The sequence below is a fragment of the Massilia luteola genome (assembly GCF_034420155.1).
GTDB lineage: Bacteria > Pseudomonadota > Gammaproteobacteria > Burkholderiales > Burkholderiaceae_D > Telluria > Telluria luteola.
The window spans coordinates 76054-99005 of the sequence record NZ_JAXOFN010000012.1; the positions used below are offsets into that span (position 1 = coordinate 76054).

Here is a 22952-nt window from a genome sequence, read left to right on the forward strand (position 1 = left end):
AACGTCACGCGTGGGCACGGGGTGCCCACCCTACGCGATGCGGGAAAAGACGCGGCGGGCCGCGTCGACCGTCGCGGCGATCACGCCGTCATCGTGCGCCGCCGACACGAAGCCGGCCTCGAACATGGCCGGGGCGAAGTACACACCCTCGTCCAGCATGCCGTGGAAGAAGCGGTTGAAGCGCTCCTTGTCGCCGGCCATCATCTGGCCGTAGGTGGACGGGATCGTGTCCGCGAAATACATGCCGAACATGCCGCCGACGGCGTCCGCGCAGAATGCGATGCCCGCTTCCCGCGCCGCGGCGGTGAGGCCGTCGACCAGCTTCGCCGTCTGCGCGGTGAGATGCTCGTAGAAGCCCGGTTCCTGGATCAGTTGCAAGGTCGTCATGCCGGCGGCGACGGCGACCGGGTTGCCGGACAGCGTCCCGGCCTGGTAGACGGGGCCGATCGGCGCCATCTTCTGCATCAGGTCGGCGCGGCCGCCGAAGGCAGCCACCGGCATGCCGCCGCCGATGACCTTGCCCAGCGCCGTCAGGTCCGGCGTGATGCCGTACAGTCCCTGCGCGCCCCTGAGACCGACGCGGAAGCCCGACATCACCTCGTCGAAGATCAGGACCGTGCCGTACTCGGTGCACAGTTCGCGCATGCGGTGCAGGAATTCCGGCGTCGCGCGGATCAGGTTCATGTTGCCGGCCACGGCTTCCACGATCACGCAGGCGATGGTGTCGCCCATCGACTGGAACGCGTCTTCCAGCTGCGGGATGTTGTTGTAGTCGAGGACGAGCGTGTGCTTGACGAAGTCTTCCGGCACGCCGGCCGACGTCGGGTTGCCGAACGTGAGCAGGCCCGAGCCGGCCTTGACGAGCAGGGAATCGGCGTGGCCGTGGTAGCAGCCTTCGAACTTGACGATCTTGTCGCGGCCGGTGGCGCCGCGCGCCAGGCGCAGCGCGCTCATCGTCGCTTCCGTGCCGGACGAGACGAGGCGCACCTGCTCGATCGACGGCACGAGGCGGCAGATTTCCTCGGCGATCTCGATTTCGCCCTCGGTCGGCGCGCCGAACGACAGGCCGCGCGCGGCCGCGTCCTGCACGGCTTTCACGACCTTCGGATGGGTGTGGCCGACGATGGCCGGGCCCCAGGAGCCGATGTAGTCGATGTAGCGCTTGCCGTCCGCATCCCAGAAATACGGCCCTTCGGCGCGGGTGATGAAGCGCGGCGTCCCGCCGACGGAGCGGAAGGCGCGCACGGGCGAATTCACGCCGCCCGGCGTGGTCTGCTGGGCGCGGGCGAACAGGATGTCGTTCCGGGATGTGGTGTTCGGGGTTGCGGTCATGGTGTTCTTGAATTTAGCAGGCCGCGCCGGGGGCGCGGAAGATCTTGTTCGGAATGAGCCGGCCCATGCCGAAGCGGCGGGCGTTGGCGAGGGCGCCGGTGACGTAATCCTGGGCGCCCGCCAGGGCTTCCTGGGCACCGGCGCCGCGCGCCATGCGTGCCGCCAGCGCGGCCGACAGCGTGTTGCCGGCGCCGACGAACGGGCCGGGCAGCAGTTGCGCCCAGGGCAGGGCGATGGCCAGGCCGTCCGGGTCGTACAGCTCGTTGCAGCGGGTGCCGTCGCCGCCGCCGGTGCCCGTCACGAGCACGTGGCCGCAGCCGATGCCCGTCAGGTCCGCCGCGTCCTCGGCGACGGTGGCCAGGCTGGCCGGGTCGCGCCAGCAGTCGGCGAAGCGGGCCAGTTCGGGCTGCGACAGCATGAGTACGCTGGCCTGCGGCACGAGCAGTTGATGAATGAGCGTCATCATGTCGTCGTCGCGCGTGCCGCAATCGGGCAGCGAGGACGTGAACGGATCGAGCACGAGCGGCACGTCGGCATAGTCGGACACGATCTCCGCGATCGCGGCGATCTGTTCCAGGCTGGCCATCGTCCCGATCTTGATGGCGGACACCGGCATGTCCTCGAGGACCATGCGCGCCTGTTCGACGACGAATGCATGGTCGGTGGGCTGGATGTCGTCGACGCGTGCGGAATCGGCCGCGAGCAGGCCGGTCACGACCGACAGGGCGTGGCAGCCATGCATGGCGAAGACGGTCACGTCGGACTGGATGCCCAGCGCCCCGACCGGATCGGAGGGGCCGAACGTGAGGATGAGTGGAGACTGTTGGTTTTGCACAGCGTGTTAGATTAAGATACCTCTCCCCCCATTTTATCTGATGGGGACCGATAGGCTAACACTGAACTGAAAAGAGGAATCGAACGTGAGTACTGAAACACAGGTGTATCAGACCTGGATGTGCCTGATTTGCGGCTGGGTCTACGACGAAGCCGCCGGCGCCCCCGACGACGGCATTGCACCGGGCACCCGCTGGGCCGACGTGCCCATGAACTGGACGTGCCCGGAATGCGGCGCGCGCAAGGACGATTTCGAGATGACCGCGATCTGAGCGCGATCCGGCCCGATTCGTTTGCTCTTTGATTAACAAGTGGTGACGTTTCGCCAATCTTCCATGTCATCCATTCAATGAAGCGCGCGTCGGTGAGTTGACGCATTGCAACACTTCATGCACAAGGCCCAGACCCTATGCTATCTTGCGGGTTCATGCTGAAGTGAAACGAATATGACGACGCAACCGACAGGCTTGACGATCATGGTGATCGACGACAGCAACACGATCCGTCGGTCCGCCGAGATTTTCCTGACGCAGGCCGGCTACCGGGTGGTGCTGGCCGAGGACGGCTTCGACGCGCTGGCCAAGATCAACGACCACCAGCCCGCGCTGGTGTTCTGCGACATCCTGATGCCGCGCCTCGACGGCTACCAGACCTGCGCGCTGATCAAGAAGAGCGCGAAATTCCACGCCACGCCGGTCGTCATGCTGTCGTCCAAGGACGGCCTGTTCGACCGCGCGCGCGGCGCGATGGTGGGCTCGAGCGCCTACCTGACCAAACCTTTTTCCAAAGACAGCCTGCTGGCGGCCGTGCGCGACCATGCGCAAGGCGGCACAGGCAGCGCCTGAACCCAACGATGCGGAGCCCACCGTGGCCATACAAAAAATCCTGATCGTCGACGATTCGCCGACCGAACGCTATTACCTGACCGACATCCTCGTGCGCAACGGCTTCACGGTGACGACCGCCGACAACGGCGAGGATGCGCTGGCCAAGATCCGCGCCGACCGTCCGGAGCTGATCCTGATGGACGTCGTGATGCCCGGCGCGAACGGCTTCCAGGTGACGCGCTCGATCGCGCGCGATCCGGAACTGGCGTCCGTCCCCGTCATCATCTGCAGCAGCAAGAACCAGGAAACGGACCGCATCTGGGGCATGCGCCAGGGCGCGAAGGATTATTTCGTCAAGCCGGTCGACCCGGTCAGGCTGCTGGCCGCGATCGCCACGCTCGGCGCCTGACATGGACGCCAGCGACGCCGGCGTACAGAAAGGCGCGGCGCGCCGCGCCCGCCTGCGCCAGTACCAGGAACAGCTGCTCGAGCGCATGCAGGCCGCGCGCACGAGCAGCGGCGCGCGCGCACACCAGCTGGGCGTGGAGATCGGCGGCGTGCGCTACCTGCTGGACCTCGTCGAAGCCGGCGAGATCGTGCCGCTGCCGCCGCTGGCGGCCGTGCCGCTCACGCAGCCGTGGTATCTCGGCCTCGCGAACGTCCGCGGCAGCCTGCTCGGTGTCGTCGACCTGGCGCGCTACCTCGATCCGGAGACCGCGCCGAACGCGCTGCCGGGCGCCGGCGCGCGCCTCGTGACGTTCGCGCCGAGCCTCGCATTTCCGTGCGCCCTGCTGGTCGGGCGCGTGGTGGGCCTGCGTCACGCGGCCGATATGGAACCTGCCGACGGCGGCCTGCGCGACGCCGAAGGACAGGAATGGACGCCGCTGTCGCTGGCCGCCCTCGCGCGCGAGGAACGCTTCCTGCAGGTCGCACGCTGAACAATCAATCGGGTTTTGCACTGGAGCTGGAATGGGATTCGCATCCAAACTGACGATGAATTTCTTCCCCAAGAACGGGGGCGGCGACGCGCAGGCGCGCACGGAGGAAACCGGCACCGTGCTGGCGTCGCCGGACACGCAGTTCGGCGTCGGCACGCTGCCGGCGGTCCCGCCTCCGATCCCGGCGGGCCCCGTCAGCGGCACCGCGGCGACGGGTTCCGCGGACGACGCCGCGCTGCGCCTCGGCCTGCCGGCCCGGCGCAAGCAGCGCGGCGCGGCCGATGCGGCCGCCGCGGCGGCGGACGACGATGACCTCAGCCTGCCGCTGATCGGCCACCTGTCGCTGCCGCGCCAGTTGCGCATCCTGCTCGTCGCCTTCGCCATCGGCATCCTCCTTACCCTGCTGGCGCTGTGGCGCAACGCCGGCAGCGGCGCGATCGCCAGCGGCCAGACCCAGATCGCCAGCGAAGCGCTGATGCACTCGCAGCGCGTGGGCAAGGCCGCGCCGAACGCGATGCAGGGCGTGCCGGATGCCTTCATGCAGCTGCAGGACAGCCGCATCGCCCTGTCGCACGACCTCGACCTGCTGGCCGGCGGCGGCGATTTCAACGGCAACGCGATCCCCGCATCGACGGGCGACCTCGCATCGCAGCTGGCCACGGTGCGCAAGAAGTGGCACGTGTCCGACGCGGCGGCGGCCAGCATCCTCAAGATGAAGCCGGAACTCGTCGCCTTCGACAAGAACCTCAAGCAGCTCGACATCCTGGCGCCGGACATGCTGGCGCTGACGGAATCGATCCTCACCGAGCGCACGGCGCGCGGCGGCAGCGCGCGCGAACTGGCGGCGCTGGGCCGCATGATGATGCTGACGCAGCGCCTGTCGCGCAGCGCCAGCGAATTCCTGACGTCGGGCGGCATCCGTCCCGAGACCGCGTTCCAGATGGGCCACGACACCACGACCTTCCGCGCCACCGTCGACGGCCTGCTGAACGGCAGCGCCGCGCTGGGCCTGGCGCCGCTGCGCGATCCGGACCTGCGCGCCAAGCTGCAGGAGGTGCAATCGAAATTCGACATCTGCCAGAGGCTGATCTCGACCTTCCTGGACAAACTGTCCGACATGACCGCCGCCAAGGCCGCCGAGCAGGCCATCTACAGCGACAACGAGGCGCTGCGCCGCCAGCTGACCGACCTGCAGGCGTCGTACCGCATGGGCGAAGGCAGCACGGGCGGCTGGTTCTGGCTGCTCGTGGCGGCGTCGATCTTCACCCTCGTCACGGCGGGCAGCATCTCGCGCGTGATGCTGCAGGATTCGCGCAACCGCACCCGCGGCGCCGACGCGCGCCGCCACGAAGCGGACGCGATGCGCCTGCTGGCCCAGGCCAAGGAAGAGGAAGCCAAGGCGACCAACGACCAGAACCAGGCCGCGATCCTGCGCCTGATGAACGAACTGCAGGAAGTGGCGGACGGCGACCTGACCGTGTACGCCACCGTGTCGGAAGACATCACGGGCGCCATCGCCGACTCGGTCAACTACACGGTCGAGGAATTGCGCGGTCTCGTCGTGCGCGTGATCGCCACGGCGGAAAAGGTGACGCAGGCCTCGAACGACGCGCAACTGGTGTCGAGCCGGCTGCTCGTCGCGGCGGGCCAGCAGGCGCGCGAAATCCAGGACACGTCGTCCACGATGCTGCGCATGGCGGGCGAGATCACCGACGTGTCCAGCTCCGCGAAGGAATCGGCCGACGTGGCGCGCCAGTCGGTGGCGGCGGCGGAGCAGGGCGCGACCGCGGTGCAGAACGCCATCCGCGGCATGGGCGAGATCCGCGAGCAGATCCAGGAAACCTCCAAGCGCATCAAGCGCCTCGGCGAATCGTCGCAGGAGATCGGCGAGATCACCGAGCTCATTTCCGACATCACGGAACAGACCAACGTGCTGGCGCTGAACGCCGCGATCCAGGCCGCGTCGGCCGGCGAGGCGGGGCGCGGCTTCTCGGTCGTGGCGGAAGAAGTGCAGCGGCTGGCGGAACGGTCGGCCGAAGCGGCCAAGCAGATCGGCGCGCTGGTGCGCACCATCCAGACCGACACGCACGACGCCGTGGCGGCGATGGAAAAGTCGACCCAGGGCGTCGTCGAGGGCGCGCGCGTGACCGACGCGGCCGGCGCGGCGCTGGCCGACATCTCACGCGTGTCGAACCGGCTGGCGGAGCTGATCCAGGGAATGGCGGTCGCGGCGGGCCTGCAGGCGACGTCCGCGAACGGTGTGGCGCATAATATGCAGCACATCCTCGCGATCACCGAACAGGCACAGGGCGGCACGCAGCAGACGGCGCAGTCGATCCGGCAGCTGGCGGAACTCGCGCAGGAACTGAAGAATTCGGTGTCGCGCTTCCGCGTCGCCGCCTGAGCCCCGAACCTTTTGCTTACATGACCCAGCTTTCGCACGCGTCCGCCGCACCGCCTTTCGACACCGGCCCTCTCTCCTGGGTCATCGGGGAAATCCGCGATGCGCTCGGGCGCTCCGTCAAGGCGCTGCAGGACGCGTCCGGCCGCAGTCCGGAAGCGCAGCCGACCCTTCTGCTGCACGCCAAGTCGCACCTGCACCAGGCCCACGGCGCCCTGCAGATGGTCGACGTCGCCGGCGCCCTGCGCCTGAGCGAAGCGGCCGAGCAGGTCATCGACCGCTTCAAGGACGGCGCGCTGGCGCTCGACGCCGCGCGGACCGGCGTCGTCGGAGAAGCCTACCGGGCGCTCGTCGAATACCTCGAAGAATTGCTGGACGGCGCCGCGCCGCAGCCCGTGCGGCTGTTCCCGTACTATCGCGCGCTGCAGGAAATGCTGGGCGTGGAGCGCGTGCATCCGGGCCAGATGCTCGTGCCGGACCTCGCGCCGGCCTTGCTGCCGGGCGGCGGGGCCGGCCCGATGCCGGACTACGCCGCGACCCGCGCCCAATTCGAAAAGGCGCTGCTGCTGTTCCTGCGCAGCGCCGACGACGATGCCCGGCGCGCCCAGGCGGCGGCCATGCGCGATGCGCTGGCGGGCGTCGTCGACGGCCAGCCGCAGGCGCAGGCGCATGCGTTCTGGCTGGCGCTGCAGGCCGTCGCGGACCTCGTCGCGACGGGCCAGGTGGCGCCCGACCTGTACGTGAAGCAGCTGTTCGGCCAGGTCAACCTGCAATTGCGGCGCCAGGCGCAGGGCCATGCCGAGCTGCCTGACGCGCTGCTGCTCGATGCGTTGTTCTTCATCGCCGCCGCGCCCGAACCCACGCCCGACGCGCGCCGGCTGCGCGACGCGTACCACGTCGGCGGCCAGGTGCCGCCGGACTATCTCGAGCGCCGCTACGGCCGCGTCGATCCGGAGGTCCTGAAGGATGCCAAGGAAGCGCTGATCGAGACCAAGCAGGGCTGGGACCGCGTCGCCACGGAAGGCGGCGAGGTCGAGGGCGGCAGCTTCAACGACGCCCTGTCGAAACTGGCCGGCGCCAGCGAGAAGCTGGGCGCGCCGGCATTGGCGAACCTGCTGCGCGAACTGGGCCAGGCCGCCAGCGAATCGATGACGGGCGGCCGCAGCGACCAGTTCAGCCTCGAAATGGCGGAGGCCATGCTGTTCGTGGAGCACGGCCTGGACCAGGTGCGCCAGCTGCCCGACGACTTCGGCCAGCATGCGGAGGCCGTCGGCCAGCGCCTGCTCGCGCTGGCGCACGGCGAGACCCCGCCGGACGCCCCGGCCTGGCACGGCGAGATGGCGCGCGAACTGCAGCAGGGCCAGACCGTGGCCGTGCTGGCGGGCGAGATCCGCACGGGCCTGCGCCAGGTCGAGAAGCATATCGACGAATACTACGAAGACCCGGCGCGCGTCGCCTCCCTCGACCAGGTCGACCCGCTGCTGCACCAGTTGCAGGGCGCGCTGGCCATCCTCGACCAGGACCAGGCCACGCACGCGGTCGACCACGTGCGCGCGCGGGTGCGCATGCTCGTCGACGAACAGCCGGATGCCGCCACGCGCGGCGCCGTGCTGGACAACCTGGCCCGCAATATCGGCGCGCTCGGTTTCTTCACGGACGCGCTGGCGCAGAACGTGGACGGGGCGCGCAAGCGCTTCCGCTTCGATGCCGGCGCGGGCCTGTTCGGCGAACTGCAATATCAGGGACCGGCCGCGGTCCCCGAGCCCGCTGCGGCGCCGCTGCCCCCGGCACCCGCGCCGCAGCCGCAGCACGATGCCGTCGACGCGGAACTGCTGGAGATCTTCATCGGCGAGGCGCGCGACGTGCTGGACGTGGTCGGCGCCGCGCTGCCGGCCGCGCAGGCCACGCCGGCCGACCAGGATACGTTGGCGCGCATGCGCCGCGGCTTCCACACGCTCAAGGGCAGCAGCCGCATGGTCGGCCTCGAGCGATTCGCCGCCGCCGCCGCCGCCATCGAAAAGGTCATGAACCTGTGGCTGGCCGAGGCGCGCGCCGCGACGCCCGATCTGCTGGCGCTGCTCGCGCACGCGCACGCCGAGCTGGCGGCGTGGGTCGACGAGCTGGCGGCGGGCGGATCGCCGCGCGACGGCGAGGCGCTCGTGCGCGCCGCCGCGCGCGTGCAGGAGGGCGGGCCGCTCGCGCCAACCGACGCGTCGGCACCGCTCGTATCGGCGCCCTACGTTCCGGCGGCCGATGCGCCGGCGGAACTGGTGCCGGAGACGGTGGGCGCGCTCGACGCCGTTGCCGCGGCCGGGCTGGTCGAAGACGATGCGGCGCTTTTGAGCGCGGCGCCGGAACCGATCGAGCCCGCCGCCGGCTTCGACGTCGCGCCGGACGAGGCGGCCGCGCCGCTGCCGGCCCTGTCGTCGGCCGAGTTGCCGGGCAACGTGCTGGCATTTCCCGTGTCCGAAGCGAACGTGCGGCACGTGGGCGATCTGGAGATCCCGCTGCCGCTGTATAACATCTACCTCGGCGAGACCGAGGCGCTGGTGCGCACGCTGGCCGACGATTTCGCCAACTGGCGCGCGGAACCGCTGCGCGCCGTGACGCCGCAGGCCATGACGGCGGCGCACACGCTGGGCGGCACGTCCGCCACCGTCGGCTTCGACGCGCTGCGCGAACTGGCCGTGGCGCTGGAAGACGCGCTGCAGGTGGCCGTGCCGCCCTTGGCCGGCGCGCAGCTCGACCTGCTCGACGAGACGGTCGAGCGCATGCGCGTGATGCTGCAGGTGTTCGCGCTGGGCGAGCTGGCGCCCGCGCAGCCGGAACTGCTGGCGCGCCTGGAGGCGCTGCGCGACGCGCTGGGGAAAGCCCGCGCCGATGCGGTGTTCGACGACGCCGACCCGGAGCTGGCGCAGCGCCTGGACGCGCTGTTCGCCGCCACCTATGCCAGCATCCTGGCCGATCCGCCGCTGGCGGGCGGCACGCCTGCGCTGCCGGCCAGCACGGAGCTGGCGCCGCGCGCGCCGGCACCGCGCCAGGACGACCCGGCCGTGAACGCCGTCGACGACCTGTTCGATTCGTATTTCGACGATCCGTTCGCCGCGCCCGCGCTCGAATCCGTCCCCGCGCCGGCGCAGCCGGAGGCCGACGACGTCATCGACATGGATGCGCTGTTCGACGTGCCGGGAACCGGGCCGCAGCCCGAGCCGGCGCCGCAAGCCGAAGCGCAGCCCGAGCCTGAGCCCGAGCCCGAGCCGCAATCCGAACCCGAGCCCGAGCCCGAGCCGCAGCCGCAAGCGCAGCCCGAGCCGCTGCCCCAGCCCGAGCCGCTGCCCCAGCCCGAGCCCCTGTCCGCGACCGGATCCGACAACGCCCTCGCTGCCGAACCGGTCTTCGTCGACGAGCTCGACCCGGACCTGCTGCCCGTCTTCATGGAAGAAGCGGCGGACCTGCTGCCGCAGATCGGCAACGGCCTGCGCCAGTGGCAGCAGAACCCGGCCGACGTGGCCGTCGCGCAAGGCCTGCTGCGCGCCCTGCACACGGTCAAGGGCAGCGCGCGCATGGCCGGCGCGATGCGCCTCGGCCAGCACACGCACGCGCTGGAAACGCAGATCGAGAACATGCTGCACGCCGGGACGACGAATCCGGCCGCCTTCGACGAACTGCTCGCCAACTACGACCAGGCGCAGCTGCTGTTCGAACAGCTGCAGCAGCCGGCGGCGGCGCCGCTCGCTGCGGCGGCCGCACCCGCACCCGTGCCCGTGTCCGCGCCGTCCGCGCACGAGCAGGCCGCCCGCGCGCCGCTCGTGCGCGTGCGCGCCGACATCCTCGACCGCCTCGTCAACCAGGCCGGCGAGGTGTCGATCACGCGCTCGAAACTGGAAACCCAGGTCGGCGCGCTCAAGGACATGCTGTCCGACTTCGCCGACAACCTCGTCAACCTGCGCCGCCAGTTGCGCGAGGTGGAGGTGCAGGCCGAGTCGCAGATCGCGTCGCGGCTGTCGATTGCCGGCGAGCGCGAATTCGATCCGCTCGAATTCGACCGCTTCACGCGCCTGCAGGAATTGACGCGCATGATGGCCGAGAGCGTGAACGACGTCGGGTCGTTCCACGACGGCCTCGCGCGCACGGTGGAAGCGGCGGCCGACGACCTGACCGCGCAGTCGCGCCTCACGCGCGAACTGCAGCGCGACCTGATGCGGGCGCGCATGGTGCCGTTTGCCAGCCTGTCCGAACGCCTGTTCCGCGTGGCGCGCCAGACGGCCAAGGAAACCGACAAGCGCGTCAACCTGGACATCCGCGGCGGCGGCGTCGAGATCGACCGTAGCGTGCTGGAACGCATGGCCGCGCCATTCGAACACCTGCTGCGCAACGCCATCGTGCACGGTATCGAGCCGCGCGACGCGCGAGTTGCCGCCGGCAAGCCGGAGACGGGCGAGCTGCTCGTGCAGGTGAGCCAGCAGGGCAACGAGGTCGAGATCCGCTTCGCCGACGACGGCGCCGGCCTCGACCTGGCCCGCATCCGCGCCAAGGCGGCGGCCTCCGGCCTGCTGGCCGAGGGCGAAGAGGTGGCCGATCAGGATGCCGCCGAGCTGGTGTTCGAGCCGGGCTTTTCGACGGCGGACACGCTGACGGAACTGGCCGGCCGCGGCGTCGGCATGGACGTCGTGCGCTCGGAAGCGCGTGCGCTGGGCGGCCGCGTCGACGTCGAGACGACGCAAGGGCGGGGTGCCGCCTTCGCCATCCACCTGCCGCTCACGCTGGCCGTCACGCAGGTCGTGCTCGTGGCCAGCGGCACGCGCACGCACGCGCTGCCGGCCGTGCTGGTCGAGCAGGTGCTGCAGGTGCGCGAGGCCGACCTGCGAGCGGCCGAAGGCGCCGGCGCGATCGGCGTGCATGGCGAGAGCGTCCCGCTGCACTACCTGCCGGCGCTGCTGCACGAGCCGGGCGAAGCATGGGAGCAGCGCGGCGGCCAGCGCTCGTCGCCCGTGCTGGTCCTCAGGCGGGGCAACACGCGCATCGCGCTGCGGGTGGACGAGGTGCTGGGCAATCGCGAGGTCGTCATCAAGAACATCGGGCCGCAACTGGCGCGCATGCCGGGCATCGCCGGCGCCACCGTGCTCGGTTCGGGCGAGATCGTGCTGATCCTCGACCCCGTGCAACTGGCCGCCCAGGGCGCTCGTCCCGGCCGCATGCCCGCCGCGGCGGAATCCGCGCCGGCGCCGGCGCGCATCGCGACGATCATGGTCGTGGACGATTCGCTCACCGTGCGCAAGGTCACCCAGCGCCTGCTGGAGCGCGAAGGCTATCGCGTGCTGCTGGCCAAGGACGGCGTCGACGCGCTCGAACAGATGCAGGAGACGCGGCCCGACCTGATGCTGGTCGACATCGAGATGCCGCGCATGGACGGCTTCGATCTCACACGCCACGTGCGCGGCAACGAGGTCACGGCGTCGCTGCCGATCATCATGATCACGTCGCGCACGGCGGACAAGCACCGCAACGTCGCGCTGGGGCTCGGCGTCGATGCGTATTTCGGCAAGCCGTTCCAGGAGGATGCGCTGCTGGCGGCGATCACCGGGTTATTGGAAGCGCGGCCAAACTGATTGGAAGCGCGGGCAAACCGACGTCGCCCCCGCGCAGGCGGGGGGCCAAGTTGTTTGCGGTGCCTGCAGCGTACTTGGGTTCCCGCCTGCGCGGGAACGACGTTTTACTTTCGCGTTCCAATCTCACGCGTCGCGTATTGCCTTGAAGCGGGCCAGCGTCCTGGCCCGCGCCTGCTCGTGGTCGACCACCGGCAACGGATAATCCTGCTCCAGCACGACCCCGGCCTTTTCCAGCGCCTCCGGCCTGGCCAGCCACGGTGCGTGGATCGCCGCCCCCGTCAATCCGGCCAGTTGCGGCAGGTACCGCCGAATGAACTCCCCGTCCGGATCGAAGCGGCGCGACTGCGTGACGGGATTGAAGATGCGGAACCAGGGCTGCGCGTCGCACCCGGTCGACGCCGCCCACTGCCACCCGCCGTTGTTCGACGCCAGTTCGTAATCGTTCAGCTTGAGCGCGAACCAGCGCTCGCCGCGCCGCCAGTCGATCCCGAGGTCCTTCGTGAGAAAACTGGCCGTCACCATGCGCAGGCGGTTGTGCATGAAGCCTGTCCGTTCGAGCTGGAGCATCGCGGCGTCGACGAGCGGATAGCCCGTGCGTCCCGCGCACCAGGCGGCGAACAGGGCGTCCGCCGCGGGGCCGTCGTCCCACGCGACGGCGTCGAACGCCTGCTTGAACGCGTGCGTGACGACGCGCGGATGGCGCGCCAGGATCATCATGTAGAACTCGCGCCAGATGAGTTCCGACAACCACACGGGCGCGCCGGCGCCGCCGCTGCCGTCCGCGATGCGCGCTTGCAGCATGGCGACGAGGCGGCGCACGCTCAGCGTGCCGAAGCGCAGGTGGACCGACAGGTGCGACGTGGCCTCCAGCGCCGGGTAGTCGCGGTCGTGGTCGTAGCGCGCGAGGCGCCGTTCGAATTGCGCCAGCAGCCGCGCCGCGCCCGCCGCGCCGGGATGGGCGATGGGCGTGGCGCCCGGCACGAAGCCGAGATCGGCGAGCGTGGGCAGGACATGATCCGCGGGCGGCGGCGCGAGCGCGGCCGCGTGGGGTGCGGTCTCGAACGGCCGCAGGGCCTCCGGCTCGCGCGCCAGGCGTTTCAGCCACGCGTTCTTGTAGGGCGTAAAGACGGAATACGGACCGCCGGCCAGGGTCAGCACCTCGTCCTGTTCGAACATCACCTGGTCCTTGAACGTCTGCAGGCTGCGGCCGGCCGCGCGCAGGGCGTCCTGCACCGCGTGGTCGCGCGCGTGCGCCTGCGGCTCGTAATCGCGGTTGGCGAACACCGATTCGGCATCGAGCCCGGCAGCCAGTTCGGGGATCACCTGCGCGGCGCGCCCGTGCCGCACGATGAGGTAACCTCCCATGTCACGCAGGCGCGCATCCAGCTCGCGCACGCTGTCCAGCAGAAATTGAATGCGCCGGTCGTCGGCCGGCAGGCCGGCCAGGATGTCGGTATCGAACACGAACACGCCGAACACACGGTGTGACGAGAGCAGGGCGTGATGCAGTGCGGCATGGTCGTCCACGCGCAAATCGCGCCGGAACCAGACCAAAGAGTTTCTCAAAGTCATTTTCTGTGTGCGGAGTCAATGCAGATCAGAATTTTACTGTCTACCATCTCTCAGGTTTGCCCCGGCCCAGCGGCTTCCGTGGCTGGTCGGGCAATTCGGTGTAAACTAGCGAAAAGTCCAGCTTTTCAGCTTAGAAATGCCGCGGTAACCCCAGAGAGTGAGCCAACAGAGAGTATGAGCATGAAAAAAAGTAAGGTCGGCAAGCCTCTAACCATGCCCGGGATGCACCAGGAGGAATCGCTTAGCCTGGGTGCGGCGGGCGCATCTGCCTCGCAGCTGAACCTGGCGAATCATTTCTTGATTGCCATGCCGTCGATGAATGATCCGATCTTCGGCGGCGCCGTCGTGTATATCTGCGAACACAACGACAAAGGCGTGCTCGGCGTCGTCATCAACAAGCCGACCGACATGACCATGGACGTGCTGTTCGACCGCATCGACCTGAAAGTGGCCGAAGGCCTGCGCCCCAGCGTCGAGGACGCGCCGATCATGTTCGGCGGCCCGGTCCAGGACGACCGCGGCTTCGTGCTGCATTCGCCCGGCGGCCGCTATTCCTCGTCGCTGAGCGTCACCGACGACGTCGCGTTCACCACGTCGATCGACGTGCTGGAAGCCGTCGCCAACGGTTCCGGCCCGCGCCGCATGCTCGTCTCCATCGGCTATGCCGGCTGGAGCCCGGGCCAGCTGGAAGAAGAGATCGCCCGCAACGGCTGGCTCACGGTGGGCGCCGACGCGCACGTGCTGTTCGACCTGCCGATCGAGGAACGCTACAACGCCGCCATCAAGCTGCTGGGCATCGATCCGCTCATGCTTGCCACCGAGGCCGGCCATGCGTGACGGTCGCATCACGACACCGGTAGGGTGGTCACCCTGTGCCCACGCGGACGACGGAATGACGCAGACGTCACGCGTGGGCACGGCGTGCCCACCCTATAGTGCTATCAGCCAAAACGATAATTAGTGTGATGGTTGATATTGTTTTAGGCTTCGACTTCGGCATCAAGCGCATCGGCATCGCCATGGGGAACACGCTGACGGGACAGGCGCAACCGCTGTCCGTCATCAAGGCGGTCGACAACGCGACCCGCTTCCAGGTCATCGGCGACCTGATCGAACAATGGCGCCCCGCGCGTCTCGTCGTCGGCGAGCCGCGCCATCCGGACGGCGCGGAGCACGACATGACCCTGCGCGCGCGCCGCTTCGCCAACCAGCTCCACGGCCGCTTCGACCTGCCCGTGGAACTCGTCGACGAACGCTATTCGTCGGCCGTCATTCCCGCCAGGCGCGGCGAGATCATCGACGCCAAGGCCGCCGCCATCATTTTGCAACAATACTTTGACGATCATGCCAACTCTTATTAACGACGCGAACAGGGCAGGCAACACCAGCGATGCCGAAGCCCTGTACCGCGACCTGCTCGCACAGGTGCGCGCCGGTTTGTCGGGTGTGCCGGATGCCGCCATCGTCGGCATCCATTCCGGCGGCGCCTGGCTGGCCGAGCGCCTCGCGAGCGACCTCGGTCTGCAGGCTCGCCTCGGCTTCATCGACGTCTCGTTCTACCGCGACGACTATGCCCGCAAGGGCCTGCATCCGGACGTGAAGCCGACCCGGATCGAATTCAACGTCGACGGCGCGACCATCGTGCTCGTCGACGACGTGCTGTACACCGGCCGCACGGTGCGCGCGGCGATCAACGTGCTGTTCGACTTTGGCCGCCCGCAGCGTATCATGCTGGCCGCGCTGGCGGACCGCGGCGGCCGCGAACTGCCGGTCGCGGCCGATTTCGTCGGCGCGCACGCACAGCTGCAAACCGGCCGCTCGCTCGCGCTGTCGCGCACGGCGGACGGGCAACTTTCGCTCAAGATCGAAGACGACAATGCATAACCCGCAACTGAACAAGAACGGCGAGCTGCAGCACCTCCTCACCATCGAGGGACTGCCGAAGGCCATCATCAACCACATCCTCGACACCGCCTCGAGCTTCGTGAGCATCTCCGACCGCGAGGTCAAGAAGGTGCCGCTGATGCGCGGGAAAAGCGTCTTCAACCTGTTCTTCGAAAACTCGACGCGCACGCGCACGACCTTCGAGATCGCGTCGAAGCGCCTGTCGGCCGACGTCATCAACCTGAACATCGCCGCGTCGTCGACGAGCAAGGGCGAATCGCTGCTGGACACGATCGACAACCTGTCCGCGATGCACGCCGACATGTTCGTCGTGCGCCACGCGCAGTCGGGCGCGCCGTACCTGATCGCCAAGCACCTGAACGACACCAAGCAGAACCACGTGCACGTGGTGAACGCGGGCGACGGCCGCCACGCGCACCCGACGCAGGGCCTGCTCGACATGTACACGATCCGCCACTACAAGAAGGATTTCACGAACCTGCGCGTGGCCATCGTCGGCGACATCCTGCATAGCCGCGTGGCGCGCTCGGACATCCACGCGCTGACGACCCTCGGCGTGCCGGAAGTGCGCGCCATCGGCCCGCACACGCTGCTGCCAGGCGGCCTGGAACAGATGGGCGTGCGCGTCTTCACCAACATGGACGAGGGCTTGAAGGACGTCGACGTGATCATCATGCTGCGCCTGCAGAACGAGCGCATGTCGGGCGCGCTGCTGCCGTCGGCCGGCGAGTATTTCAAGAGCTACGGCCTGACGCCGGAGCGCCTGGCGCTCGCGAAGCCGGACGCCATCGTGATGCATCCGGGCCCGATGAACCGCGGCGTGGAGATCGATTCGGCCGTGGCGGACGGCGCCCAGGCCGTGATCCTGCCGCAGGTCACCTTCGGTATCGCGGTCCGCATGGCGGTTATGAGTATTTTGGCCGGTAGTCACACTTAAATTCTCACGTATGAATAACTTGCACATCAAGAACGGGCGCGTGGTCGACCCGGCGGGCGGCATCGACGCCGTCCAGGACCTCTTCATCGCCGGCGGCAAGGTCGCCGGCATCGGCTGCGCGCCGCAAGGCTTCACGGCCGGGCGCGTCATCGACGCCACCGGCCTCGTCGTCGCGCCCGGCCTCGTCGACCTGTCCGCCCGCCTGCGCGAGCCGGGCTACGAATACAAGGCCACGCTGGAATCGGAAATGCAGGCGGCCGTGCAGGGCGGCGTGACGACGCTCGTGTGCCCGCCCGACACCGACCCGGTGCTGGACGAACCGGGCCTGGTCGAGATGCTCAAACACCGCGCGCGCCTGCTGAACCAGGCCAACGTGCATCCGCTCGGCGCACTGACCGTCGGCCTCAAGGGCCGTGCACTGACCGAGATGGCCGAGCTCACGGAAGCAGGCTGCATCGGCTTTGCCCAGGCCGAGGAGCCGATCGAGGACACGACCGTGCTGCTGCGCGCCATGCAGTACGCGAAGACGTTCGGCTACACCGTCTGGCTGCGCCCGCAGGACCCGCACATCGGCCGCGGCGGCATCGCCCACAGCGGCCCGCTGGCATCGCGCCTGGGCCTGTCCGGCGTGCCCGTGATGTCGGAAACCATCGCGCTGCACACGATCTTCGAACTGATGCGCACATCGGGCGCGCGCGTGCACCTGTGCCGCATCTCGTCGGCCGCCGCGCTGGACCTGATCCGCGCCGCCAAGAAGGAAGGCTTGCCGGTCACGTGCGACGTCGGCGTGCACCACCTGCACATGACGGACGCCGACATCGGCTTCTTCGATTCCAACGCGCGCCTGACGCCGCCGCTGCGCAGCCAGCGCGACCGCGACGCGATCCGCACGGCCGTCCTCGATGGCACCGTGGATGCCGTCTGCTCCGACCACACCCCGGTCGACGACGACGAAAAGCTGCTGCCGTTCGCCGAGGCGTCGCCCGGCGCCACCGGCCTGGAACTGCTGCTGTCGCTGATGCTGAAATGGGCGGAGGAGCAGGCTAGCGACGCCAAGGCGCTGTCGACGGCGCTGGCCAGGATCACGAGCGACCCCGCGCGCACGGCGGGCCTCGCCGCCGGCACGCTGGCGCAGGGGGCGAGCGCGGACGTGGTGCTGTTCGATCCGGACACGCGCTGGACCGTCAACGCCGCCGCCCTGGCCAGCCAGGGCAAGCACACGCCGTTCCTCGGCTACGAACTGGCGGGCCAGGTGAAGGCGACGATCGTCGCCGGCCACGTCGCGTTCGAACGCTGATCCACGGTCCGGCCGTGGCGGTACAATCGCTGCGGCCGCGGCCCGCGCGGCGTTTCGTGTCGAGTTTCCATTGAAGATCAAGCTTGCGTGGCGCCTCGCGCGCCTCGTCCTCCATCTCGTCCAGGGCCTGGCCACCTGCGCCCTCGTGTTTCCGTGGGCGGGCGATGCCTTGCGCGAGCGCCTGATCCGGCGCTGGTCGGCGCGCCTGCTGGGCATCTGCCGCGTGCGTCTCGAGCGCGTGGCCGGCGCGGAATCGCTCGCGCACGCACTCATCGTGGCGAACCACATTTCGTGGCTCGACATCTTCGTCATCAATGCCGTGCACCCATGCCGTTTCGTGGCCAAGGCCGAGATCCGCGCCTGGCCCGTGGTCGGCTGGCTGGTCGCGCAGGCGGGCACCGTGTTCATCGCGCGCGGCAACCGGCGCGACCTGCGCCACATTTTCAAAGGCATCGTCGAAGCGCTGGGCCAGCGCCGCCGCGTGGCCTTCTTCCCGGAAGGGACGACGGCCAGCCAGGGCACGCTGCTGCCGTTCCACGCCAACCTGTTCGAAGCCGCCATCGACGCCGCCGTGCCGGTACAACCCGTCGCGCTGGCCTATGTCGACGCCGGCGGCGGCTGGCACCCGGACGTCGACTACACGGGCGAGACGACGTTCGTCGACAGCGTCATGCGCATCATGAAAGGCGAACCGGTCGTCGCGCGGCTGGCCTGCCTGCACCCGATCCCCGCGACGGGCGCGCACCGGCGCGAACTGGCGCAGGCGGCGCACGATGCGATCGCGGGGGCGCTGGAGCCGACGGGCCGTCGTCCTAGCGCAGGCGGGGACCCGATGCTTTCGGCGCATCGATAACGCCGGCAACCTTGGGCCCCCGCCTGCGCGGGGGCGACGGTTCTTGCCGCGGCGGCCTCGCTTCTTGCCGCGGCGGCCTCGCTTCTTGCCGCGGCGGCCTCACTTCTTGCCGCCGTGCTCCCGGTACTCGGGACAATCGACCTGCAGCAGCGAGCGGTCGTCCAGGCACACGGCCGTCAGCTTGCCGCCCCATACGCAGCCGCTGTCAAGGCCCACGAGGTTCGGCCGCAGCACGAGGCCCAGCGCCGACCAGTGCCCGAACACGACGGTGACATCAAGCGTGCGGCGGCCGGGCAAATCGAACCACGGCTGCAGGTCGGAGCCCTCCGGCCCCTTGTCGCTTTCCTTGTGGGCGAAATCCATGCGCCCGTCCGGCCAGCACAGGCGCATGCGCGTGAGCGCGTTGACGATGCAGCGCAGGCGGGCGATGCCCGTCAGGCCGTCGTCCCAGCGGTCCGGCTCATTGCCGTACATCTGGCCGAGGAACGCGATCCAGCGGTCGCCGCGCAGCACCGCCTCGACTTCGGCCGCGAGCGCCATCGTCTGCGCCGCCGTCCATTGCGGCGGCACGCCGGCGTGAACCAGCAGGAACCTGCCCTGGCAGGCAGGTTCCGGGTGCGCGTCGACGAACATCGCGAGCGGACGCCGGCGCAGCCAGTCGATCAACGCGTCGCGGTCGGGTGCGGCCAGGATGTCGTCGAGCGTATCCGAACGGCTCATCTTCTGGACGCCGGCGGCCACGGCCAGCAGGTGCAGGTCGTGATTGCCGAGCAGCGCGTCGACGCGGCCATCGCTCGCATCCGATAATGCCTTCATGCGGCGCAGCGCGCCCAGGGAATCGGGGCCGCGGTTGATCAGATCGCCGACGAACAGGATGCGCGCACCGGGCTCGATTTGTTCCAGCAGCAGGCGGGCTTCGTTGGCGCACCCTTGCAGGTCGCCGATGACATAGGTTTTCATTTCGGATTCCGTTTTTTCTGTATCGATACTAATGGATTTATCCGGCTTTCGCGCAGGAGACTACGCCTCATGCATTACCGATTGTAAATTGTCTTGTCGCTTAGTCAAAGTTTCGGTATTTCGTATTTGCTCAATCGGAACGGGGCGCGCACGCGTACACTTCAGGCACGGATTGCCGAGGGCCAATCCGGTACAATGGCCCGTCTTCACTGGACGGGCGCCCCAATCGAATCGCGCATGACCATGCCATTTCTCCGCGCCGATGTTCGCCATCCGCCGGGTTGCATCCGAAAAATAATAAAATGTTTTCTTTCTTCGTAAGTTTTGTCGTGTCCACGCTGCTGACCCTCCTGATCGTCAAGCATTCGAAATTGCATGGCGCGGCGCTCGACGATAATTTCAATGGCGTACAGAAGGTCCATCAGCATGCGGTGGCGCGCATTGGCGGATTGCCGATCTTCCTGGCCGTTGCCCTGAGCGCCGGCATTTCCGTATGGCGCGTACCCACCCTCGGTTCCGGGCTGGTGGCGCTGCTGGGCTGTTCGGCGATCGCATTCATCGGCGGTATCGTCGAAGACTATACGGGTACGGTGCGTCCGTCGCGCCGCCTGATATTGACGATGGCCGCCGCGCTGCTCGGCTATCTGGTGCTGGATGCGAAAATCGCGCGCCTGGATATGCCCTTCATCAGCTGGAACCTGGATTCGCTGTGGCTCGCATTGCCGCTGACCGTGCTGGCCGTTGCCGGTATTGCGAATGCGGTGAATATCATCGACGGCTTCAATGGCCTGGCCAGTGTCGTGACGATCTTCATGCTGTTATCGCTCGCGTACGTGGGCTGGCAGGTGGAGGACATGTTCGTGCTGGTTTCCGCTCTGACGGTGGCCGGTGCGACGGCCGGCTTCCTGGTCTGGAATTACCCCGTCGGCCTCATCTTCCTCGGCGACGGCGGCGCCTATTTCATCGGCTTCATGCTGGGAGAACTGGCTTTGCTGCTCGTGATGCGCAATCCCCAGGTATCGACGTGGTACGCGGCATTGCTGCTGATTTATCCAACATTCGAAACCGTTTTTTCGGTTTATCGCCGAATGTTTGTGCGTGGGAAATCTCCTACAATGCCGGACGGAATCCACCTGCACAGCCTGATTTTCCGGCGCATCGTGCAATGGACCGTCGGCCGCAAAGAAGCCCGGGCACTGATGAAAAGGAATGCGCGGACCTCGCCTTACCTGTGGCTGTTTTCCCTCACCGCCGTTATCCCGGCAACCGTGTTCTGGCGGAATACGGGAATTTTGATATTCTTCTGCTTGTTGTTCATTATCAGCTACGTCTGGCTGTACGCGCGTATCGTCAGATTCAAGTCCCCACGTTGGCTGATTTGGCACAAAAAACACTAAAGAAATTCCAGTTGTAGTATATTGCGAGAATTGGTGAATATTCGATAAAATCCCTTCCACCTACTCTACTTATAAGGAATCAAGATGGATCTGTCTAATTTGTCCTTGGGCGATTTGCGCAACCTGCAAGAGCAGATCAAGCAGGAAATGAAGAAACGTGAGGTTCAGGAAGTGCAAAAGGCACGCGAACAGATCATGGCCATCGCGCAGAGTGTCGGCATGCCTTTGAAAGACCTGATCAGTGCCACCGGCCGTGGCGGCAAAGCGGCAGGCGCGAATGTCGGTACCGTCGCAGTGCGTTATCGCAATCCGGACAATGCATCGCAGCAGTGGACCGGCCGCGGCCGCCAGCCGAAATGGGTCAAGGAATGGGTCGAGGGCGGTAAATCGCTGGACAAACTGCGCGTCTGATTCCGCGTATTTGTCGCATCTTCTTTTACGGGGAGCGTTCGCGTCCGCGGATCTCCCCGTAAATGATCGCGTTGCGCCGGAACGTCATCCGGCGAGCCATCACATTCCGGGCGCGCATTCTTTGCGCCCGCGCCAGGCATCACGCAAGCGCAGGTAATCGGACCCAATCGGGCCCCACTCGTCCTGCTTGCCGTTACAATATCCCTTTTTCCGTCATCCGATCCAATCGGCGATCGCAATGCCCGTGTGTGCGCATTCCGATGCCAGTCCCACAAGGTAGATAATTCATGGTCCCTCTCTCGAAAACGATCTTCAAGGCTTATGACATCCGCGGCGTGATCGGCAGCACGCTCGACGCAGGCATCGCGCGGCGCATCGGCCAGGCCTTCGGCGCCGCCGCGCTGGCCAAGGGAGAGCGTACCGTGATCATCGGCCGCGACGGCCGCCTGTCCGGCCCGGAGCTGGCCGCGGCGCTGGCCGAAGGCCTGCAGGCCGCCGGCGTGGACGTCGTCGACCTGGGCATGGTCGCGACGCCGATGGTCTATTTCGCCACCAACGTGCTGGGTGCGCGTTCGGGCATCATGGTCACCGGCAGCCACAATCCGCCGGACTACAACGGCTTCAAGATGGTGCTGGCGGGCGAAGCGATCTACGGCGACGCCATCCAGGGCCTGTACCAGGCTATCGAACGCGACGACTTCCAGCCGGCGCAGGCACCGGGCGGTTATTCGACCCACGACATCAAGGCAGCGTACGTCGAACGCATCGTCGGCGACGTCAGGATCGCGCGTCCCATCAAGATCGCGGTCGACTGCGGCAACGGCGTGGCCGGCATGGTCGCGGGCGACCTGTTCCGCGCGATGGGCTGCGACGTGATCGAATTGTTCTGCGACGTGGACGGCCACTTCCCGAACCACCACCCGGACCCGGCGCACCCGGAAAACCTGCAGGACCTGATCGCATGCCTGCAAACGTCGGACGCCGAGATCGGCCTGGCATTCGACGGCGACGGCGACCGCCTGGGCGTCGTCACGAAGGATGGCCAGATCATCTTCCCCGACCGCCAGATGATGCTGTTCTCGAAAGACGTCCTGTCCCGCAACCCGGGCGCCGAAATCCTGTACGACGTCAAATGCACGCGCCACCTGGGCCCGTGGATCGAACAGCATGGCGGCCGTCCGCTGATGTGGAAGACGGGCCACTCGCTGGTCAAGGCCAAGCTGAAGGAAACCGGCGCGCCGCTGGGCGGCGAGATGAGCGGCCATATCTTCTGGAAGGACCGCTGGTTCGGCTTCGACGACGGCCTGTACACGGGTGCGCGCCTCCTCGAGATCCTCACGCGTGAAGCCGATCCGTCGGCGCTGCTGAACGGTTTGCCGATCGCGTCCAGCACGCCCGAGCTGCACCTGCACCTGAAGGAAGGCGAGAACTTCGCGCTGATCGAGAAGCTGCGCGCCGAGGCGGAATTCCCCGGTGCCGACCGCGTCAATGGCATCGACGGCCTGCGCGTGGAATACCCGGACGGCTTCGGCCTGGCGCGCGGTTCCAACACGACGCCCGTCGTCGTGCTGCGCTTCGAAGGCGAGAATCCGCAGGCGCTCGACCGCATCCAGAAGGAATTTGCGCGCGTGATCCTGGCCGCCAGGCCCGACGCCGAGCTGCCGTTCTGAGAGTGACGC

General features: G+C 67.9%; 19 protein-coding genes. 15 read left to right on the forward strand and 4 right to left on the reverse strand.

What is annotated here, in order from left to right; translation table 11 throughout:
• Window positions 1-30 precede the first annotated feature (30 nt).
• Together hemL and thiD are read right to left on the reverse strand one after the other, a co-directional pair.
• Entirely contained in the window at window positions 31-1332 is a 1302-nt protein-coding gene (hemL, locus tag U9J41_RS14110) for a glutamate-1-semialdehyde 2,1-aminomutase (protein ID WP_322402832.1), read from the reverse strand.
• 13 nt (window positions 1333-1345) lie between these two features.
• Window positions 1346-2167 carry a bifunctional hydroxymethylpyrimidine kinase/phosphomethylpyrimidine kinase gene (gene thiD, locus U9J41_RS14115; protein WP_322402833.1) on the reverse strand — a complete coding sequence of 274 codons (822 nt, stop codon included), beginning with the start codon at window positions 2165-2167 and terminating at the stop codon, window positions 1346-1348.
• 118 nt (window positions 2168-2285) lie between these two features.
• Here thiD and U9J41_RS14120 point away from each other — a divergent pair, with 118 nt between their 5' ends.
• From U9J41_RS14120 to U9J41_RS14145, 6 genes are all read left to right on the forward strand, one after another.
• Window positions 2286-2438 (forward strand): rubredoxin, encoded by a 153-nt coding sequence (locus U9J41_RS14120; protein ID WP_029755924.1) that lies wholly within the window; start codon window positions 2286-2288, stop codon window positions 2436-2438.
• A 174-nt stretch (window positions 2439-2612) separates the two neighbouring features.
• Window positions 2613-3011 carry a response regulator gene (locus U9J41_RS14125; protein WP_322402834.1) on the forward strand — a complete coding sequence of 133 codons (399 nt, stop codon included), beginning with the start codon at window positions 2613-2615 and terminating at the stop codon, window positions 3009-3011.
• A 22-nt stretch (window positions 3012-3033) separates the two neighbouring features.
• Window positions 3034-3402 carry a response regulator gene (locus U9J41_RS14130; RefSeq protein ID WP_322402835.1) on the forward strand — a complete coding sequence of 123 codons (369 nt, stop codon included), beginning with the start codon at window positions 3034-3036 and terminating at the stop codon, window positions 3400-3402.
• A 1-nt stretch (window position 3403) separates the two neighbouring features.
• Window positions 3404-3931, forward strand: a complete 528-nt coding sequence (locus U9J41_RS14135) for a chemotaxis protein CheW (protein ID WP_322402836.1) — start codon at window positions 3404-3406, stop codon at window positions 3929-3931.
• 31 nt (window positions 3932-3962) lie between these two features.
• A complete protein-coding gene (locus tag U9J41_RS14140) occupies window positions 3963-6335 on the forward strand; it encodes a methyl-accepting chemotaxis protein (RefSeq protein ID WP_322402837.1) in 2373 nt (790 codons plus the stop codon).
• A gap of 20 nt (window positions 6336-6355) precedes the next feature.
• Window positions 6356-11941 carry a hybrid sensor histidine kinase/response regulator gene (locus U9J41_RS14145; RefSeq protein ID WP_322402838.1) on the forward strand — a complete coding sequence of 1862 codons (5586 nt, stop codon included), beginning with the start codon at window positions 6356-6358 and terminating at the stop codon, window positions 11939-11941.
• 123 nt (window positions 11942-12064) lie between these two features.
• Here the strand turns inward: U9J41_RS14145 and U9J41_RS14150 are convergent, their stop codons facing one another.
• Window positions 12065-13513 (reverse strand): cryptochrome/photolyase family protein, encoded by a 1449-nt coding sequence (locus tag U9J41_RS14150; protein WP_322402839.1) that lies wholly within the window; start codon window positions 13511-13513, stop codon window positions 12065-12067.
• A gap of 180 nt (window positions 13514-13693) precedes the next feature.
• Here U9J41_RS14150 and U9J41_RS14155 point away from each other — a divergent pair, with 180 nt between their 5' ends.
• The 6 genes from U9J41_RS14155 to U9J41_RS14180 all read left to right on the forward strand — a co-directional run bounded on the left by U9J41_RS14155 (window position 13694) and on the right by U9J41_RS14180 (window position 18505).
• Window positions 13694-14350: a YqgE/AlgH family protein gene (locus tag U9J41_RS14155; protein WP_322402840.1), complete on the forward strand. Its 657-nt coding sequence runs from the start codon at window positions 13694-13696 to the stop codon at window positions 14348-14350.
• A gap of 128 nt (window positions 14351-14478) precedes the next feature.
• The gene (gene ruvX, locus U9J41_RS14160; RefSeq protein WP_322402912.1) at window positions 14479-14874 is read left to right on the forward strand and encodes a Holliday junction resolvase RuvX; all 396 of its coding nucleotides are present in this window, start codon (window positions 14479-14481) and stop codon (window positions 14872-14874) included.
• Window positions 14858-15397 (forward strand): bifunctional pyr operon transcriptional regulator/uracil phosphoribosyltransferase PyrR, encoded by a 540-nt coding sequence (gene pyrR / locus U9J41_RS14165; RefSeq protein WP_322402841.1) that lies wholly within the window; start codon window positions 14858-14860, stop codon window positions 15395-15397. Before ruvX ends, pyrR begins: the two co-directional genes overlap by 17 nt.
• Complete coding sequence (locus tag U9J41_RS14170) at window positions 15390-16355, forward strand: aspartate carbamoyltransferase catalytic subunit (protein ID WP_056441382.1); 966 nt, start codon at window positions 15390-15392, stop codon at window positions 16353-16355. The genes pyrR and U9J41_RS14170 overlap by 8 nt, the downstream gene beginning before the upstream one ends.
• A gap of 10 nt (window positions 16356-16365) precedes the next feature.
• Window positions 16366-17652 carry a dihydroorotase gene (locus tag U9J41_RS14175; RefSeq protein ID WP_322402842.1) on the forward strand — a complete coding sequence of 429 codons (1287 nt, stop codon included), beginning with the start codon at window positions 16366-16368 and terminating at the stop codon, window positions 17650-17652.
• A 70-nt stretch (window positions 17653-17722) separates the two neighbouring features.
• Window positions 17723-18505: a lysophospholipid acyltransferase family protein gene (locus U9J41_RS14180; protein ID WP_322402843.1), complete on the forward strand. Its 783-nt coding sequence runs from the start codon at window positions 17723-17725 to the stop codon at window positions 18503-18505.
• Window positions 18506-18604: 99 nt separating this feature from the next.
• Here U9J41_RS14180 and U9J41_RS14185 read toward each other — a convergent pair whose 3' ends face one another.
• A complete protein-coding gene (locus U9J41_RS14185) occupies window positions 18605-19465 on the reverse strand; it encodes a symmetrical bis(5'-nucleosyl)-tetraphosphatase (RefSeq protein WP_322402844.1) in 861 nt (286 codons plus the stop codon).
• A 302-nt stretch (window positions 19466-19767) separates the two neighbouring features.
• On the opposite strand from U9J41_RS14185, the gene U9J41_RS14190 reads away from it, so the two are divergent.
• The 3 genes from U9J41_RS14190 to U9J41_RS14200 all read left to right on the forward strand — a co-directional run bounded on the left by U9J41_RS14190 (window position 19768) and on the right by U9J41_RS14200 (window position 22943).
• Entirely contained in the window at window positions 19768-20862 is a 1095-nt protein-coding gene (locus U9J41_RS14190; protein ID WP_322402845.1) for an MraY family glycosyltransferase, read from the forward strand.
• A gap of 84 nt (window positions 20863-20946) precedes the next feature.
• Window positions 20947-21273, forward strand: a complete 327-nt coding sequence (locus U9J41_RS14195; protein ID WP_322402846.1) for an H-NS histone family protein — start codon at window positions 20947-20949, stop codon at window positions 21271-21273.
• A gap of 287 nt (window positions 21274-21560) precedes the next feature.
• Window positions 21561-22943, forward strand: coding sequence for a phosphomannomutase/phosphoglucomutase (locus tag U9J41_RS14200; protein ID WP_322402847.1), 1383 nt, complete (start codon window positions 21561-21563; stop codon window positions 22941-22943).
• Window positions 22944-22952 lie beyond the last annotated feature (9 nt).